Consider the following 16367-nt stretch of genomic DNA (forward strand, 5'->3'; position numbering starts at 1 on the left):
GAGGATATGACGTACCCACATTGGAGGAGCTTCACCGATTGGAATGCCTGCTGAAATCCGAAAAATTGAAAGCTATAACCCTACTTTGCAATTAGGAATAGGTATAAATGCAACAAAGTGGCTCAACGATAAACGTGAATTAGGTGTTCGTGTCGGATTAAACGTAGAAGGTCGTGGAATGAAAACACAAGCGAAAGTAAAGAACTATTACACACAAATACAAAACGATACTGGAGCACAAACCAAAGGCTTTTTTACAGGACATGTCATTACCGAAATGGATAATGCTTATGTCTCTATGCCGGTTCTATTGGTATGGAACGCGTCTACAAAATGGAATTTATATGGCGGATTTTACTTTTCTGCCTTGATTGATAAATCTTTTTCAGGATATATTTACGATGGTGTTTTTAGAGAAGGAAGTCCAATCGGTGAACCTACAACATTTGAAAACACAGCAAAAGGTTTGTACGATTTTTCTGATTATTTAAGTCCTTTTCAATTTGGAAGCCAACTAGGAACTGAATATAAATTAAAGAATCATTTCAGTTTATTTTTTGATGTAACAATGGCTCACAAACAGGTTTTCAAAAAGAATTTCGAAGCCATTTCATTCAAAATGTATAACATATATGGAAATGCAGGATTTGCATATAATTTTTAATTCCTCAAGCATAATATTAAAATAATTCGAACTTACAGGTAACATACATCAAACAAAAGCGTCTATAGAATAGAACACGCTATCAACGTGTTATTCGCTAAAATTGATTTTATTACGTGTACGTTTATGAAAACCGAAATTATACAACCTCATCATCCTGAATTAAAAAATATCGTTCAGTATTTCATCCTTTTCAAATCTAAAAAAGATGAAAAGATTGACTATTCAACTTTCCCTAACACCAATTTGTGTCTTGCCATTTACAAACAGAATAAAATCATTCTCGAACAGAATAAAACAAACAAACATCTTTTTACCTTAAAAGGAAATGCTACATACAAAAGTTATTTATCAGGATTTCACGAATCTAATCTTAATGTAAGCATTGATGCTTCTTTAGATGAAGTTTGCATCATTTTTCATCCAGCTGCGTTACGCTTATTTACAAATATTTCGTACGATGAATTAATTAAAAGTGATGAAGTTTTCGAAATGATTTTCCCAAAATTTGCAACAGATTTTACAGAACAATTATTTGAGGAAAAGAATTCGTTGAAAAGAATTTCAATGCTCGAACATATATTATTGAAAAGCTTAAATCAAGATTATTTAAATACTAAAACTAAAGAAATCTTATACCTTATTCAACAAACAGATGAATTAAAAGTTGGTCCTTTAGCCAAAAATCTTTCGATGAATGAATCGACCTTGTATCGCCTGTTTATGAATCAAATTGGGCAAAGTCCAAAAACTTTTTTGAAAACAGTTCGATTTAGAAAAGCGCTAAATTCTATTCTCCATTTCGAAAAAGAAAAACTTACGCATATCGCTTACCAAAATAATTACACCGATCAATCTCATTTTATCCGCGATTTTAAAGAAATTACGGGACAATCGCCCAATCAATTAAGAAATAAAACAAGCATTCAACAAGAACAATTGGCTTGGATTTATGCGCAACATTAAGCTGCACGATTTTTACAATTTTTTCTTTGTTCTATACTTTTTCTTTGTTATAAATAAAATACAACATATGAAAAATCTTATTTTGATTAGCTGCTATTTGATTGCCTTCAGCTTTTGTTCATCAGTTTTTGGACAACAATTTTCGATAAATGGAAAAGTGATCAATCAACATGATAAAGCACTTGAATTTGCTGATATTCTTCTTTTTAAAAATGATAGTTTACTTATCAATCAAGCATATACAGATAGTCTGGGATTATTTTCTATGAAAACAGATGCTGGAAATTATTTACTTAAAATAGAACAGTTTGGCGTAGAATTTTATTCAGAAGAAATAGAAATTAAACAAGATAAAGACTTAGGACTTATCAAAATTCAAGATGCTACAACTTTAGAAGGTGCAACGGTTACAGCAAAAAAGAAACTAATTGAACAGAAAGTTGATCGTCTGGTTTGTAATATCGAAAATTCTATTGCTTCGCAAGGAATGTCTGCTTTGGACGCTTTACGAAACACACCAATGGTGAATGTACTGAATGATAATATTTCTATTGTAGGAAAAGGAAATGTTTCGGTTATGGTGAATGACAGAATGCTTAATTTATCAGGAAGCGAACTTACTAATTATCTACAATCGCTTCGTTCTGATGATATTGCGAAAATTGAAATCATTACAACTCCTCCTTCAAAATATGAAGCACAAGGAAATAGTGGAATTATTAATATTATTCTAAAGAAAAATCCTAATATTGGCTGGAGCGGGAGTGTAAATTCTTCGTATCAAAAAAATTCTTACAGTGGCTTCAGAACAGGTGCTACAGTGAATTATCAATCGAAAAAATTAAGCACTTCGTTGAAATTAAGGCAATTTGATATGGCTTATAAAGCCGTTGGAGCTCGAGATCTTTTAAGCAAAACTAACAGTGTCTACAACTCGGAAACAAGAAAAGATACGCCCGATGGTTTTGGGTTAAACTACAGCCTTGATTATAAAATAAATGAGAAACAAAACATCGGTCTTATTTACGACTATTCCAATCAGCATTATAATATGAAGACGGATGGACTAAGCCATTATGAAACAAATTCTATTATAGATTCTACATTAGTAACCCTTCAAAAACAACGTTGGACAACACCAACACATACTTTGAATACTTATTATGACATAAAATTGGACAGCATTGGTAAAAAACTAAGTTTTACAGCGAATTACTTGAACGATAGTCCTAATAAAATCAACAATTTAAATACTTTTAACAACACGAATCAGCATAATGCTATTGTTCGAAATAATAGTAAAATGAAATATGCGATTTATTCGGTACAATCAGATCTTACGCTTCCTTACAAATGGCTGAACATAGAAACTGGAGCAAAATATACACTATTGGATAACAAATCGAATGTGGAATACTATGAATTTGATGAAGCAGATTTTGTTTTGAACCCATCGAATAGCAATATTTTTCATTACAAAGAACACAATTATGCGGCTTATGTTAGCTTTCAAAAAGATTTCAATCAAAAATGGTCAGCAAAAGCTGGTTTACGATACGAATACACTTCGCTAGAAGGTTTTACACCAAATGACGAAAACAGCAGTCTGAAAAAGAACTACGGAAAATTATTTCCTACAGCTTATATCAGTTACAAACCAACTACAAATCATTCGTTCAGTATCAATTATTCCAAAAGAATAAATCGTCCCAATTTTCAATCTTTAAATCCATTCCGTTGGTACACGAATCCGTATATGTATTACACAGGAAATCCTAAATTACAACCATCATTTAATGATAATATTGAACTAAATTATTCGTACAAAGGAAAATTTACATTTGGACTTTACAATCAATTTAGCCAAAATAACACATCGAATATTGCACGTTTTTCGGACGGAATTTACAGCAATGTAATAGAAAATAGTTATGACCAAAACAGAACGGGATTCAATATTGGATATTACAACACATTTTTCAAAATTTGGGAAACCTCAATCAATGCAAATGCATCTTATACAATCACAAAACCGACCATTTCTGAATTGGAAAAACTGAAAGTTTATTCGATGTCATATACCTTTTACAACACTATTACATTAAATGAGAATAAAACGTGGTTTTTGATGCTAAACTTCTGGCATTCGCTTCCGTTCACGTATGCCAACATAAAACTGCAAGATCAATTGGAATTTTCGCCAGGCATTAAAGCTTCGTTTTTCGATAAAAAATTACAAGCTAATTTTGTGGTAAATGATGTATTCAAAACGATTAAAAACAAAGGGTATTCGTATAATGGCGATTATCGTTCGGAGTTTAATCAATACAATGATTACCGAGGTTTCAAACTTAGTTTAACATACAATTTTGGAAATAACAAAGTGAAAGAAAACAACAAAAAAGTGAATTTCGAGGAACAAAACAGAGCAAATTAAACTTAATACAAATCTCAAAAATATCAACTTAATTGTTAACCTTTAAATTTCGCCACTATTTATCAAAAAATATAAAAATAGTTATGGTGCATTCCGATGAATATGAGATATTTGTTTGATTTAACACATCAATATAAATTAACAAGAACTAAATTTAATGAAGAAAGCATTAGAAAATTATTCAATTCAATTTATCAAAGAAATTATTCCTGTAACCGTAGGTATTTTGATTGCACTGTTTATTGACAATTGGAACACAAATAGAAAAGACCAAGTGTATATTAATCAAGTTTTTTCAACGATAAAAAGTGAATTGAATGAAACAACGGAAGAAATAAAATACAATATTCCATTGCAAAATTCTTATGTTGATTCGCTTGAATACTATGCTGATAACAAAAGTGTTAACATTTTGGGTGTCACAATGAAATGTAAAGGTGTGTTTATTCCTCAGATTAAAACAAGCGCTTGGAAATCAGTTTCAACTTCCAAAATAGACTTGATAAATTATGATAAAATCACTTCTTTGTCTAATATTGAAGAACAAAAAGACATATTAAAGAACAAAACAGAATTTTTCATGAATTTCTTATACTCCAACTTTTATGAAACAGAAAAGAACAAAAAAGAAACTATCAAAATTTTAATATTAGACATTATTCAAACCGAAAAAACAATTCAACGACAAATTGATTTTTATAATAAGAAGTAAGGTGAAAGATGGATACAACTCGGATACAGAAAAGTAGTATTTTCGATATACACTAATTCATCTTAATCCTAAACTTACTATACAAGAGAGTTTTGATAATTAAAACTCCTATTATAGTTTTTCCATCTTTTATTCAATTTTTCTGATTGTAAATGCGCAGCATTTGGAGTTAAATAATCACAACTTACTTGTGGTCTCAATTCATTATATGATTTAAGACTATTATTAACTTTAATCTTTGTCTGATCAAAACCTAATGAGCTTTCATACAGGTTAAACTCCATTTTAATCATTCCATTAACCCTTTCTGCCATTGCATTTTCATAGGGATCACCTTTTTCGATCATACTTATGAGCAATAAATCTCTGATCTATAATTTCGCATCCAAACATCAATTTCCTAAACCATAAATTCTAGTAACTTCTTTTCTTGGTAAACCACTTTCAACTTTTTCTGTTTTTTTCATACACTTGCAATTTGTGTATAGCTAATTCAGGACAAGTCATATCCTTTAATCCTGAAATGACTCCAGACGAATTCAAATTTTGTTCTTTACTCAAATTAGGTTTTACAACAAAAGATATTACAGAATACAACAACCTTGCAATAAGAACTGTGCAAACAAGAAAAAGTAGATTAAGAAAAACCTTTGACATCTCTTCTGAAATCGATTTATACAAATGGATTGACGAAGTTTGAAGGATGAATGACATAGCTAAATCACCTCTATTTACAAGAAGTAAAAATATTTTATGTAAACAATATTCATAAACTTTAACACATTGATTTTTAAGTATTCATTCCAAAAATGAGACATTTTTCTTAAATTAGTATTTAAACGAATGAAATATGAAAATCTTATATACTTTATTTACAATTATTTGTTTATCGCAATTTAGCTATGCGCAATATTTTACTTTAACATCAAATGGATTTGTTTCATCTAAAGATAAAACTGATTATATCGTAATTGATAAACCAAATACCAAAAAAAATGAGTTATACAGAATTGTGTTGTCAGCCTTATCGAGTATGTACAAAGATCCAAAGAAAGTATTGAGTTTAGCCGAAAATGAAAGCATAACAATAAATGGATATGAGCAAGAAGCTTTAACTGTAAAACAAAAAATGAATTATATGCAAATAGGAAAGTCAAAGATTGAATATGACTTATCTTATTCGATTACAATTCTCTTTAAAGATGATAAAATTCGAATTAATCGACCTTCTTTTGAAGCAAGAAAGTGGAATTCGAGCATAGGAGATTATTATTATCTCGTATTGAATCCAACAAGCAAAAACAAAAATTCTATCTATAATAAAAAGAATGAAGTCGATTATCCTGATGCAGTAACTGGTTTGGAGAATCATTTTAATAAATTAATTCAAGAGATTTTAGATAAATCGAATAAAATTAATAATTGGTAAAAATTATAGAACCTCTCTATAGAAAATAAATTCAAAAATCTATTCTTTAGCCCATATATTTGTTCTCTTTTACCTATCCTACTCTACGATTTTTTTTGCTTTATTGGCTTTCGAATCATTCCTGCAATCATTAATCTTATTTTTTAGTTCGGTGTTTAATTCCCTTAAAATAAAAAAGCGAATCAAATGATTCGCTTTCATAAATTAAAAATTGTATGTAAAACTTAGATTAAAAGTTCTTCCACGTCCAGCGTAATAAAACAATTCTGGAACTTTATATGCACTATACAAAACTTGTGATTTTGCGCTCCAAATTGTTTGATAATCGGTATTAAAAATATTCTGAACACCTAAATTAATTTTACCAAAAGGTAATTTGTAAGCAACCATTAAATCTGATGTATTGTATGAATCGATCACATTTTCCAAACCATCTGTGTATTTGAAACTTTGTAAAGTTTGAAATCTAAAATTCCAATTATCAAATCCATAACCTGCATAAGCTGTAAATTTAGAAGGTCCAGAAGTTGAAACATCTTGTTTTTGCCAATCACCATTTTTCTCCACTTCAGATTTGATTAGCAATGTATTTGCTCCAACATAAAATCCTCCGTTCGTATAAGAAACCTCTGCTTCTACGCCCATATTTCTTAATTTTTGATCAACCACTTCTACCCAAAGATTTAGTCCATCACGTTTTAAAGCAATATTTTTGTCGGAATTACTTATAAATCCAGAGATTTGTCCTTTAAATCCATTATTTGTTCTGAAACGATAACCAAGTTCAAATTGTCCTGTTTTCACACCAGAAAGAGGAGAATCTTTTACATTCACACTCGAACTTAAATCCCAATTATTGGTTGCAGAATTAAATTTATAATTTCCATATCCATAAAATTTTGATGGATCAGCTAATGAAACTCCTTGTGAATAAGTTGTCCAAATTTGGTTCAATTCATTAATTTTATATAACAAACCAGCATTTAGCATCGTCATATTATAGCTACTTTTTCCGCCTGGAATATTATCGGCACTATTTCCATAACCATTAGCGATTTGCAATTGTTGAGTAGAACCAATAAAATCATCTAACTTAATCGAAATATCTTGGTAACGAATTCCTCCTGAAACTTTCAATTGGGGTAAAATATTATATTCAGCTTGCGCATATCCAGCAAAACTTGAAGAATGATTAGTTGGATAACGATCAATCGTTAAAACAGTGTGATTAATCATTCCTCCACTTGATAATGACTTCTGAGAATCAAATACATTTTGTTGACCTTCAAACTTTTCAAAATCAACATCTGCACCGTATGTTAATTTAAATTTTCCCCAATCTTTGACCAAAACAGCTTTTAGACCCGAATAATACGTATCCTGTTGAGAAGCCGACATATAAGGACTTGTCCCAGAAGGCAACGTTAAATTACCTGGGAATGGATAAAATCCTAATTTCTCAACACGAGAAGCAAATTGAACATACACATCTTGCCCTCCTAAAATATTAGTTCCATTATAACTCAATGTTCCCATTACACGCTCTGTTCCTGGATTTTTATCCGTATCAAAACCATCACGCATCTCCAAAACAGAAGCATCTCCTTTGGTTAAAACACTAATGTTTTCACCTAAATATAGACTACGATCTCCACTATATTTGGAACGATAATATTGCACAGATCCATTGATTTGATGATTCGGATTGAATTTATAACCTGCTGTTGCCAACACATCAATAGATTGATTATATTGTAAATCTAATTGCGAAATATCTGCAAATATTTGATCTCCATCTGCATCATAAGCTCCGCCATTTTGTTGAAATGCAACAGCCAAACGTCCCGTAAATTTATCATTTTTGTAACCAATAGATTGAGCAACGCGCCAATCATGATCATCACTTCCTGAAAAACCTGTACGTAAACCAAGTTCTGTTTCGCCACTAATTCCATTTTTTAGTGCTTTTTTCGTCACAATGTTGACAATACCACCTGTCGCATATCCGCCATAAATAGCGCTTGCACCAGATAAAACCTCAACTCTTTCAATATTAAACGGATCAATTGCATCCAATTGACGACTTATGTTACGGATACTGTTTAAGGAAACACCGTCTATCATCACCAACATCGAACGTCCACGCATATTTTGACCATAATTTGATCTTCCTTGCGAACCAACATCCATCCCTGGAATCATAATCGCTAAAGCTTCTTTTAATGGAACACCATTTTTAGCTTGTTGTGCAATTTGTTCTTGATTGATCACCCAAACAGTTCCTGCCAAATCAGATATTTTAGTAGGTTTTCTTGAAGCAACTACCACAACATCATTCAAATCTGTGGATATACTATCATTCGTTTGGGCATATGACAGCGAGGCACTCCCCAATAAAATTGTTAAACAGATGATATTTTTTTTCATAGTGTGTTTTTAAATAAATTATATTTGCTGCAAATATAATTTTTATTTATTCTAAATTAATCTTTATTAATGAAAAAATATTTTCTCTTCTTTCACAAATGGTTTGGATTATTTACAGGTATTATTGTTTGTATTGTGGCAATAACAGGAGCTATATTTTGTTTTCAAGATGAAATAAAAGATGCTCTTTTTGATTATAGAAAAGTCGAGATTGTTCATCAACCATTCATAAAACCAAGTGAAATTATCCATAAAGTACAAGACAAAAATCCTAAACATGTTGTGCTTCGAGTGATGTATATGGATAAAGATCGATCAACGGTTGTGATGATGATGGATGATAAAAAAGAATCTTACTTTGTGTATATTAATCCATATTCAGGGAAAATTTTACATCAAGAAAATATGAAACAAGATTTTTTCTTGGTGATACAATACATTCATATGAATCTTTTATTGGGTGATATCGGAAAAAATATAATTGGTTTTTCAACTGTTATTTTTATCATGATTATGATAAGCGGTTTAATTCTTTGGTGGCCCAAAAAGAGAAAACAAGCTAAAAATGGGTTAACGATAAAATACAAAGCAAAATGGAAACGTATCAATTATGATTTGCATAATGTACTGGGATTTTATGCTTTTAGTATTGCATTTATTGTCGCTTTATCAGGTATTGCATTTAGTTTCAAACCTGTTCGCAATTCATATATGCAAATCGTTAATCTTGGAAAATCATTTCCAAATGAAGAAAAAGGATATGTCTATCAGCCTAAAAAAATGTTAGAAGACAATTACACTATTGTTGATTCTGCATATGCTTATAGTTTAAAAAATAGTCCAACAGCTTCTATGTATTGGATTTATTTACCCGTACCCGAAAAAAATCCTTTGGCCATAAGAGCGTATCATAAAAGTTTGCGTTATTATGCGGTTGACGAATACCAATTTGATTCGGAACAATTTCAAGTTTCTAAATTAATGAATGAGAATTTATCAAATGGTAAAAAGTTTGCAAACTCAATGTACGACATCCATACAGGACAAATATTGGGTTTATTTGGCAAAGTATTAGCCTTTACTTCTTCAATAATCGTCGCAAGTTTACCCATTACAGGTTTTATTATTTGGCGAAATAAAAAACGAAAGCAGAAAAGAAAATAATTTTATTCAAACAATTGTTGAATAGATTATAAAATTTATTATTTCTATTAATTATATGTAAATTTTCAAACCAAATTATTACGCTAACATCTTAATACATTTTGTAAATTTGTGCTTCAAAAATAAGCGAATATGCAAGGACCAATTGGTGTTTTTGACTCTGGTTATGGAGGATTAACCGTTTTCAAAGAAATACAGAAAAAACTTCCGCAATACGATTATATCTATTTAGGTGATAATGCTCGTTGCCCTTATGGAATTCGCTCGTTTGAGACGGTTTATGAATACACCAAAGAATGCGTTTTTAAATTGTTTGATTTGGGATGCAATTTGGTTATACTTGCTTGCAATACAGCCTCTGCAAAGGCTTTACGCACAATTCAGCAAAATGATTTACCCGAAGGCAAAAGAGTTTTGGGTGTTATTCGCCCAACAACAGAATCGATAAATGAATACACAAAGAATAACAAAGTCGGAATTTTAGCTACGCAAGGAACTGTTTTGTCCGAATCGTATAAAATTGAGATGAACAAATTTCATCCAACAATTGATGTTTTTCAATTAGCTTGTCCACTTTGGGTTCCTTTGGTTGAGAATAATGAAATTGATAGCAAAGCTGCGCACGATATTGTAGAAAAAGATATTCAACGCTTATTTGATCAATCATCCGAAATCGATACAATTGTATTGGCTTGCACACATTATCCGCTTCTTCTTCCTGTGATTTCGCAATATGTACCAGAAAATGTAACAATTCTTTCGCAAGGAGAATTGGTCGCGAATAAATTAACTGACTATTTACATCGCCATCCAGAAGTAAAAACACAATGTTCAAAAAATGGACATCTCACATTTTATACGACAGATGATGCGAAAAGTTTTGAAGCAAATACGACAATTTTTTATGGTCAGAAAATTACTGCTTCACATTTAGATGTTTAAAATATTTTTTCAGAAAAATACAAATAAAAAAACCGAGCATTAGCTCGGTTTTTTTATTATGCTTTTGGACAAATTATGAAACTGCTTCTACATTCAGAATTTCATATTTTTTTGTACCATCATTTGCTGGCCATTCAATTACATCACCAATTTTATAACCAATTGTTGCTAAACCTTCATCCATTAAAATAGAATGACGATTCTTTTTCGGTTTTGCTTTTTCTGGGCTAACAAAATTTAATTGATATTCTCGATTTGAATTTAATTCTTTTATTGTTACTTTTTTCCCTACAGTCACAATATTATCTGCCAAATCTCTTCTCAAAATTTGCTCTGCATGACGCAATTCTTTTGTTAAGATATTTTCTTGTTCTGCTGTTACTTTTTTTCTTCTTAAATGGTCTTTAATTAAATCGTATAATCCTGTTGTTAAAATAATATTTGTTGTCATTTTGATAAATTCTTAGTTAAACTTTCAATCATTCGAAGAAGATTTCCTAAGACTCAAATATCAAATGACCGAAAATAAAATTCGCTAAAATTAGATACAAATCTCCTTACAAAAAATTGAAAATAATTGATAATTGAAAAAAATAGAAGGTTCCCTGTCTCGAGTCGTAACAGGGATTAGTTGATAAACTCTTTCGAGCTTCTTAAGAAAGTATCATCATGCAAATATGCCAACGACAAAAACAACCATGATTGGTTGTTTCTTCTATAGATGTCGATAAAATTTGCCATAAATTGATCCTAAAATGATTAATTCAAAGTTACGATATCTTTCTCAATCTAAAAAATATAAACCTTTTAAGATTATTTCATTAATATCATTCCAATAAAAAGGAACTTGAATTCAATTTCAGAAAAAACTGATAATCTTCATTTTCAAAATAAATAAAAACTGTCTAATTTTATAAAAATTTTAAGGAATTGAAATCTTACCTTTTCATATTAACTGTTGTTCTAATAACTTGTAGACCATTGCTACCAGTTATTGACTATTTAGTGAATTATGATAAGATTTCTAAAGAATATTGTGTTAATATAGAACGTCCAGAATTATTGTGTAATGGCGTTTGTTATCTGAAAGAACAGATTTCCAAGACTGTTAGTGATGAACAAAATGATGATAATAAAATTCAAGTTTCTTTACGCACAATTGATTATTTTATCTATCAACCTACCTTCGAAATTAATACATCTAACTTTACAAAATCTATTGAAAAAATTTCGACTTTCGAATTAGCTTTCGAAACTCAATATCAATTAGATCAACAACTTCAGCCTCCTATTTGATAAATAGCCCATATTTATCAAATTATTATCTCATTAACATTTAATCAAGTTGACATTTCATATAAGATTTGTCAAAAGTTTCAATTGTTTATTGATTGCATTGTTCGTGCTTTTAATTGGTTTTCGATCATTAATTCCTTTTACTATATTCATTAGTACTCAGGAGAAGATTATTGATGAATATTGTATCAATAAAGAGCGACCAGAAATGCAATGCAATGGAAAATGTTATTTATCGAAGCAACTAAAAGAAACAGAACAAGAATCTGATTCGGTTTTAGTAAAGAATATTCGATTTGCAGAAATTTATATAGATTTCGAATGCTTAGATATTCCATTTATTCAAGATTTTATTGTAAAAATAAAACATCGATTCTTTTGGCAATCATCCTATTCTATCGATTGGGTTTTTAAATATCTAAAACCTCCAATTGTTTAATTAATATAACAAATATTCAGTATTGGAGAACAATAATTGTTTTCCAACAGCATTTTTATTCAAAAAAATTAAACAATTATTACAATGAAAACAATCAAATATTTTTTAAACTTATCATTTATCGCATTACTTACTTTATTTACTTCCTGCAACAACGATGATGATTTCTCAGAAATTAAATCAACTGAAACAGGTAAAATTCAATTAAAGTTTGAAAATGGATTTGATAATTTGGGAGGAATTGTTTTAGATCAAACAACGCAAACCTCATCAAACGGACAAAAACATAAATTAACAACATTAAAATATATCATTTCTAACATCACATTAATTGATGAAAAAGGGAATGAATTTGATTATCATAAAAACGATCCAGACAAAGGCGCTTTTGTTATTAATCAAGATTCTGCAGTAGCTAATGTCGTTTATTTAAATTTGGATAATATTCCTCAAAATAAATACACAAAAGTACGTTTTGGACTTGGTGTTTCTCAGAAAGCTTATTTATTAGGCCAGACTGGACAAGCTACTTTTTGGGAAAAAGCAAAGAAAAATGGAATGACTTGGTCTTGGGCTGCTGGTTATGTTTTCTTTAAAATAGAAGGTCTTTATGGGAAAACTACTACTGACACTTTCTTCTTAACTCATACTGGAAACATGGGAGATATTAACAAAAATAATGTTCAAGATTTATATAGAGAAGTAACTTTAGATTTGCCTACATCTGCACGAGTAACTTCTATGATTAAGCCATCTATTCATATTATGGCAAATCTGAATACCTATTTAAGTGGTGATCATAAATTGACTTTAGATGAGTCGAACAATAACATTATGGGATCTTCCAACTTTGCGCAATTAGTAACAGAAAACATACAAAATATGTTTCGAGTTGATCATGTACATAACGACGAAAAAAATCAATAAAGTTTATAGCGGTGTTTATAAAACACCGCATAATTCTACAAACAATGAATAAAATAATAACAATTATTTTCAGTTTATTCATCTTGTTAAGTTGTTACGATGATGATATTGATTATGGACAGATCGTTGATGAACCTTATCAATTAGAAATTCCTTCTTATTTTCCTAAAATAACATTTGATACAGATAAATATCCGTTAACTAAAAATGGAGTTGAGTTAGGAAAAAAACTATTTTATGAAGGTCGATTATCTAGAAATAATACTATTTCATGTGCTTTTTGCCATATTCAAGAAAATGCCTTTACTCACCACGGACATCCTGTTAGTCATGGAATTGATGATCGATTAGGAATTCGAAATGCTCCTCCTATTCAAAATTTAGCTTTTCTAAATCGATTTATGTGGGATGGCGTTATTCATGATTTAGCTCAACAACCAATTTCTCCTATTACAGCTGAAGAAGAAATGGATACAACTTTTCCCGAAATCATTAAGAAATTATCATCAGATTCTTCTTATCCAAAAATGTTTAAAAATGCTTTCGGAGATGATAAAATCGATGCAAATCGTATTCTCAGCGCATTAGGACAGTTTATGGCTTCAGTTGTATCAAAAGATTCTAAATATGATCAATATTTAAGGAAAGAGACAAATTTAACCGAAACCGAAAAAAAAGGTTTACAACTTTTTCAACAGAAATGTTCAAGCTGTCATAAAGGAACACTTTTTACAGATGAGTCTTTTCGAAATACAGGAATGTATTATAATAAACAATACAAAGATGGAGGTTTATATCGTGTTACATTAGATTCGACTGATTTTATGAAGTTTAGAGTTCCAAGTTTAAGAAATATTGAAATGACCAAACCTTATATGCACGATGGACGATTCTATAGTTTAGAAGCTGTTTTGAATTTTTATTCAGAAGGCATACAAAATGATAAATATTTGGATTCTCAACTCAAACAAAATAATCGAATTGGAATTCCTATGACAGAAGAAGAAAAAAAGGCAATTATCTCTTTTCTAAAAACATTAACTGATTACTCATTTATTAATAACCCTGCTTATGCAGAATTTTAAATCTATTCAAATGAAATTATATATCAATTTATTTTTCGTTATATTATTTACACCCATTTCATTATTTGCATATACAGATAATGATTCTATTGTAATCTCTCATTTATATGATTTAGAATTAGATTGTGATGCTTGTGGTTGTTCAGCAACTTCAACCTCAAATGGAATTGAAAATCTTATAAATTCAAATTTCATTGGTATTCGTTATCTACATCAATCTTATAAAGCTAAAGAAGATGCTTTTTCTAATAAAAGAACACAAAAGCAACAATTCAATACCATTCAATTATGGGCAAGAATTCCAATAAATAATAGAATTGACATCAATGCTAGCATTCCTTACCATTTTCATAATAAAGAAGGTAAAAACTCTTCTTCTATTTCTGGTATTGGAGATTTAAATATGATGGGAATAGTTAAAGTCATTAAATCAAATACAAGTTCTAATGAGCTAAAACATGGATTAAGTGCTGCAATAGGTTTAAAAATTCCAATCGCAAAATTTAATCAAGCAAATGCTGAAACAACCAATCCAAGTTTTCAATTAGGTACAGGAAGTTGGGATACTCAGTTTGCAATAAATTACCAATTAGCTTATAAGAATTCGACTTTACAATTAGTAACAGACTATAACTTGAAAGGAGAGAATAAAAAGAAATACAAATTTGGAGATCAATGGAATCAATTAATTCAATTACAACATCTTTTCATTAACAATGAATTAAAATTACTTGGAAAATTCGGTTTTCAAAACGAACTTTATTATAAAAATGAACAATTTGGGGAGACGATTCCAAAATCTAAAGGAAAAGCTCAATTTGCGAAATTAGGATTAGAAGCAGCTGCTCAAAAATTTAATTTTGGTATAGAATATTTTCAACCTATACTTTCTGATTTAAATTCGGGAGAAATCGAAGTAAAAAACAGAATAGGTTTCTTTTTTAATTACAATTTATTTCAATCTAAAAATCAATAACAATGAAAAAAATATTAACATTAACATTCTTTATCCTCTCTTTTTCAATTTTTGCTCAACAAAAACTAAAAGTAAAAGTTGTAAACGAGAAAGATCCTATTTGTGGAATGAATACCGCACAATTCTTAACAGATACCGCAATTTATCAAAAGAAAATTTATGGTTTTTGTAGTAAAAGCTGTAAAGTTGAATTCAAAAAAAATCCAAAAAAATACGTGAAGAAAAAGTAAGAGAAAGAAAATAATTTGACAGTAGTTGCACTTGATTCTAAGAAGAATCATTAAGCAGCTACTGTCTTTTTTATATCAAAAATTGTTTTACAATTTCCTGTAAATCATCTTCAAACTTTACTCCATAATGTTTCCAAAGTAGCTTTCCTTGATGAAAAAGCATCAAAGTTGGTACACCATTTACTTGATACATTGCATCAAATTGAATGGTACTTACTTTGTCTTTATCTACATCTATTTTTATAATTTCTACATTATCAGGAAATTTTTCTTTCAAATTTTCTAAAAACTGAAGTTGTAACTGACATGGAGCACACCAATTTGCATAAAAATCAATCAAATAATAATTATTTCCTTGTATTTTATCCAATAAATCCATTTTAAAATTTAGATATTATTACACTTATTTTATCGTTTGCCAAGGGCCGCCGTTTATTGCATCAAATCCATTTTTATTTAAAATTGTTGCTGCTTGCGCACTACGAGCTCCACTTCTACAAACTGTTACAATTTTTTTGCTTGGTAATTCCTTTAATCTTACTTCTAATTCTTGCAACGGAATATTCACCGCATCTGCATGATGTCCCGCCAAAAATTCTGCCTTTGTACGAACATCCAACAATAAAGCACCTTCTTGTAGATAATTTTCTACATTCGAATTTGATGTCAACAT

General features: G+C 29.8%; 18 protein-coding genes. 13 read left to right on the top strand and 5 right to left on the bottom strand.

All coding sequences use genetic code 11. The annotated features are described in order from the left end of the window. The first annotated feature begins 19 nt into the window (after positions 1 to 19). From B4E59_RS10985 to B4E59_RS11000, 4 genes are all read left to right on the top strand, one after another. A complete protein-coding gene (locus tag B4E59_RS10985; RefSeq protein ID WP_286495437.1) occupies positions 20 to 664 on the top strand; it encodes an outer membrane beta-barrel protein in 645 nt (214 codons plus the stop codon). 126 nt (positions 665 to 790) lie between these two features. Next, complete coding sequence (locus B4E59_RS10990; protein WP_291047162.1) at positions 791 to 1630, top strand: AraC family transcriptional regulator; 840 nt, start codon at positions 791 to 793, stop codon at positions 1628 to 1630. Positions 1631 to 1697: 67 nt separating this feature from the next. Beyond that, positions 1698 to 4067: a TonB-dependent receptor domain-containing protein gene (locus tag B4E59_RS10995; RefSeq protein ID WP_291052969.1), complete on the top strand. Its 2370-nt coding sequence runs from the start codon at positions 1698 to 1700 to the stop codon at positions 4065 to 4067. Between the two features lie 157 nt (positions 4068 to 4224). Beyond that, entirely contained in the window at positions 4225 to 4779 is a 555-nt protein-coding gene (locus B4E59_RS11000) for a hypothetical protein (RefSeq protein ID WP_219034422.1), read from the top strand. A 77-nt stretch (positions 4780 to 4856) separates the two neighbouring features. Here the strand turns inward: B4E59_RS11000 and B4E59_RS11005 are convergent, their stop codons facing one another. Beyond that, positions 4857 to 5126, bottom strand: a complete 270-nt coding sequence (locus B4E59_RS11005) for an integrase core domain-containing protein (RefSeq protein ID WP_257468126.1) — start codon at positions 5124 to 5126, stop codon at positions 4857 to 4859. Between the two features lie 503 nt (positions 5127 to 5629). Between B4E59_RS11005 and B4E59_RS11010 the strand changes: the two genes are divergently transcribed. Further along, positions 5630 to 6208, top strand: coding sequence for a DUF4468 domain-containing protein (locus tag B4E59_RS11010; protein WP_219034531.1), 579 nt, complete (start codon positions 5630 to 5632; stop codon positions 6206 to 6208). A gap of 204 nt (positions 6209 to 6412) precedes the next feature. Here the strand turns inward: B4E59_RS11010 and B4E59_RS11015 are convergent, their stop codons facing one another. Continuing rightward, positions 6413 to 8635: a TonB-dependent receptor gene (locus B4E59_RS11015; RefSeq protein WP_291052973.1), complete on the bottom strand. Its 2223-nt coding sequence runs from the start codon at positions 8633 to 8635 to the stop codon at positions 6413 to 6415. A 69-nt stretch (positions 8636 to 8704) separates the two neighbouring features. Here B4E59_RS11015 and B4E59_RS11020 point away from each other — a divergent pair, with 69 nt between their 5' ends. Beyond that, positions 8705 to 9799 carry a PepSY-associated TM helix domain-containing protein gene (locus B4E59_RS11020; protein ID WP_291052976.1) on the top strand — a complete coding sequence of 365 codons (1095 nt, stop codon included), beginning with the start codon at positions 8705 to 8707 and terminating at the stop codon, positions 9797 to 9799. A gap of 132 nt (positions 9800 to 9931) precedes the next feature. Beyond that, positions 9932 to 10741 carry a glutamate racemase gene (gene murI, locus B4E59_RS11025; protein WP_291052979.1) on the top strand — a complete coding sequence of 270 codons (810 nt, stop codon included), beginning with the start codon at positions 9932 to 9934 and terminating at the stop codon, positions 10739 to 10741. Between the two features lie 73 nt (positions 10742 to 10814). Here murI and B4E59_RS11030 read toward each other — a convergent pair whose 3' ends face one another. Further along, positions 10815 to 11192 carry a GreA/GreB family elongation factor gene (locus B4E59_RS11030; RefSeq protein ID WP_291052982.1) on the bottom strand — a complete coding sequence of 126 codons (378 nt, stop codon included), beginning with the start codon at positions 11190 to 11192 and terminating at the stop codon, positions 10815 to 10817. A gap of 530 nt (positions 11193 to 11722) precedes the next feature. On the opposite strand from B4E59_RS11030, the gene B4E59_RS11035 reads away from it, so the two are divergent. The 6 genes from B4E59_RS11035 to B4E59_RS11060 all read left to right on the top strand — a co-directional run bounded on the left by B4E59_RS11035 (position 11723) and on the right by B4E59_RS11060 (position 15694). Continuing rightward, on the top strand, positions 11723 to 12037 hold the full coding sequence (locus B4E59_RS11035) for a hypothetical protein (RefSeq protein ID WP_280046166.1): 315 nt from the start codon (positions 11723 to 11725) through the stop codon (positions 12035 to 12037). 208 nt (positions 12038 to 12245) lie between these two features. Further along, a complete protein-coding gene (locus B4E59_RS11040; protein WP_291052986.1) occupies positions 12246 to 12476 on the top strand; it encodes a hypothetical protein in 231 nt (76 codons plus the stop codon). Positions 12477 to 12560: 84 nt separating this feature from the next. Then, positions 12561 to 13403 carry an MbnP family protein gene (locus B4E59_RS11045; RefSeq protein ID WP_291052989.1) on the top strand — a complete coding sequence of 281 codons (843 nt, stop codon included), beginning with the start codon at positions 12561 to 12563 and terminating at the stop codon, positions 13401 to 13403. A gap of 44 nt (positions 13404 to 13447) precedes the next feature. Then, on the top strand, positions 13448 to 14488 hold the full coding sequence (locus tag B4E59_RS11050) for a cytochrome-c peroxidase (protein WP_291052992.1): 1041 nt from the start codon (positions 13448 to 13450) through the stop codon (positions 14486 to 14488). Between the two features lie 10 nt (positions 14489 to 14498). Continuing rightward, complete coding sequence (locus B4E59_RS11055) at positions 14499 to 15464, top strand: hypothetical protein (RefSeq protein WP_291052995.1); 966 nt, start codon at positions 14499 to 14501, stop codon at positions 15462 to 15464. A 2-nt stretch (positions 15465 to 15466) separates the two neighbouring features. Further along, positions 15467 to 15694, top strand: a complete 228-nt coding sequence (locus B4E59_RS11060; protein ID WP_291052999.1) for a YHS domain-containing protein — start codon at positions 15467 to 15469, stop codon at positions 15692 to 15694. A gap of 70 nt (positions 15695 to 15764) precedes the next feature. Here the strand turns inward: B4E59_RS11060 and B4E59_RS11065 are convergent, their stop codons facing one another. Next, complete coding sequence (locus tag B4E59_RS11065; protein ID WP_286513081.1) at positions 15765 to 16073, bottom strand: thioredoxin family protein; 309 nt, start codon at positions 16071 to 16073, stop codon at positions 15765 to 15767. Positions 16074 to 16097: 24 nt separating this feature from the next. Then, entirely contained in the window at positions 16098 to 16367 is a 270-nt protein-coding gene (locus tag B4E59_RS11070; RefSeq protein ID WP_286502302.1) for a rhodanese-like domain-containing protein, read from the bottom strand.

Source organism: Empedobacter sp. UBA2044, from assembly GCF_002333005.1.
Classification (GTDB): Bacteria; Bacteroidota; Bacteroidia; order Flavobacteriales; family Weeksellaceae; genus Empedobacter; species Empedobacter falsenii_B.

What these genes read in the sequence shown, in the direction of transcription:
- B4E59_RS10990 (WP_291047162.1), top strand. Translation starts at nt 791, where the DNA reads ATGAAAACCGAAATTATACAACCTCATCATCCTGAATTAAAAAATATC.
- B4E59_RS10995 (WP_291052969.1), top strand. Translation starts at nt 1,698, where the DNA reads ATGAAAAATCTTATTTTGATTAGCTGCTATTTGATTGCCTTCAGCTTT.
- B4E59_RS11000 (WP_219034422.1), top strand. Translation starts at nt 4,225, where the DNA reads ATGAAGAAAGCATTAGAAAATTATTCAATTCAATTTATCAAAGAAATT.
- B4E59_RS11005 (WP_257468126.1), bottom strand. Translation starts at nt 5,126, where the DNA reads ATGATCGAAAAAGGTGATCCCTATGAAAATGCAATGGCAGAAAGGGTT.
- B4E59_RS11010 (WP_219034531.1), top strand. Translation starts at nt 5,630, where the DNA reads ATGAAAATCTTATATACTTTATTTACAATTATTTGTTTATCGCAATTT.
- B4E59_RS11015 (WP_291052973.1), bottom strand. Translation starts at nt 8,635, where the DNA reads ATGAAAAAAAATATCATCTGTTTAACAATTTTATTGGGGAGTGCCTCG.
- B4E59_RS11020 (WP_291052976.1), top strand. Translation starts at nt 8,705, where the DNA reads ATGAAAAAATATTTTCTCTTCTTTCACAAATGGTTTGGATTATTTACA.
- murI (WP_291052979.1), top strand. Translation starts at nt 9,932, where the DNA reads ATGCAAGGACCAATTGGTGTTTTTGACTCTGGTTATGGAGGATTAACC.
- B4E59_RS11030 (WP_291052982.1), bottom strand. Translation starts at nt 11,192, where the DNA reads ATGACAACAAATATTATTTTAACAACAGGATTATACGATTTAATTAAA.
- B4E59_RS11040 (WP_291052986.1), top strand. Translation starts at nt 12,246, where the DNA reads ATGCAATGCAATGGAAAATGTTATTTATCGAAGCAACTAAAAGAAACA.
- B4E59_RS11045 (WP_291052989.1), top strand. Translation starts at nt 12,561, where the DNA reads ATGAAAACAATCAAATATTTTTTAAACTTATCATTTATCGCATTACTT.
- B4E59_RS11050 (WP_291052992.1), top strand. Translation starts at nt 13,448, where the DNA reads ATGAATAAAATAATAACAATTATTTTCAGTTTATTCATCTTGTTAAGT.
- B4E59_RS11055 (WP_291052995.1), top strand. Translation starts at nt 14,499, where the DNA reads ATGAAATTATATATCAATTTATTTTTCGTTATATTATTTACACCCATT.
- B4E59_RS11060 (WP_291052999.1), top strand. Translation starts at nt 15,467, where the DNA reads ATGAAAAAAATATTAACATTAACATTCTTTATCCTCTCTTTTTCAATT.
- B4E59_RS11065 (WP_286513081.1), bottom strand. Translation starts at nt 16,073, where the DNA reads ATGGATTTATTGGATAAAATACAAGGAAATAATTATTATTTGATTGAT.
- B4E59_RS11070 (WP_286502302.1), bottom strand. Translation starts at nt 16,367, where the DNA reads ATGTTGACATCAAATTCGAATGTAGAAAATTATCTACAAGAAGGTGCT.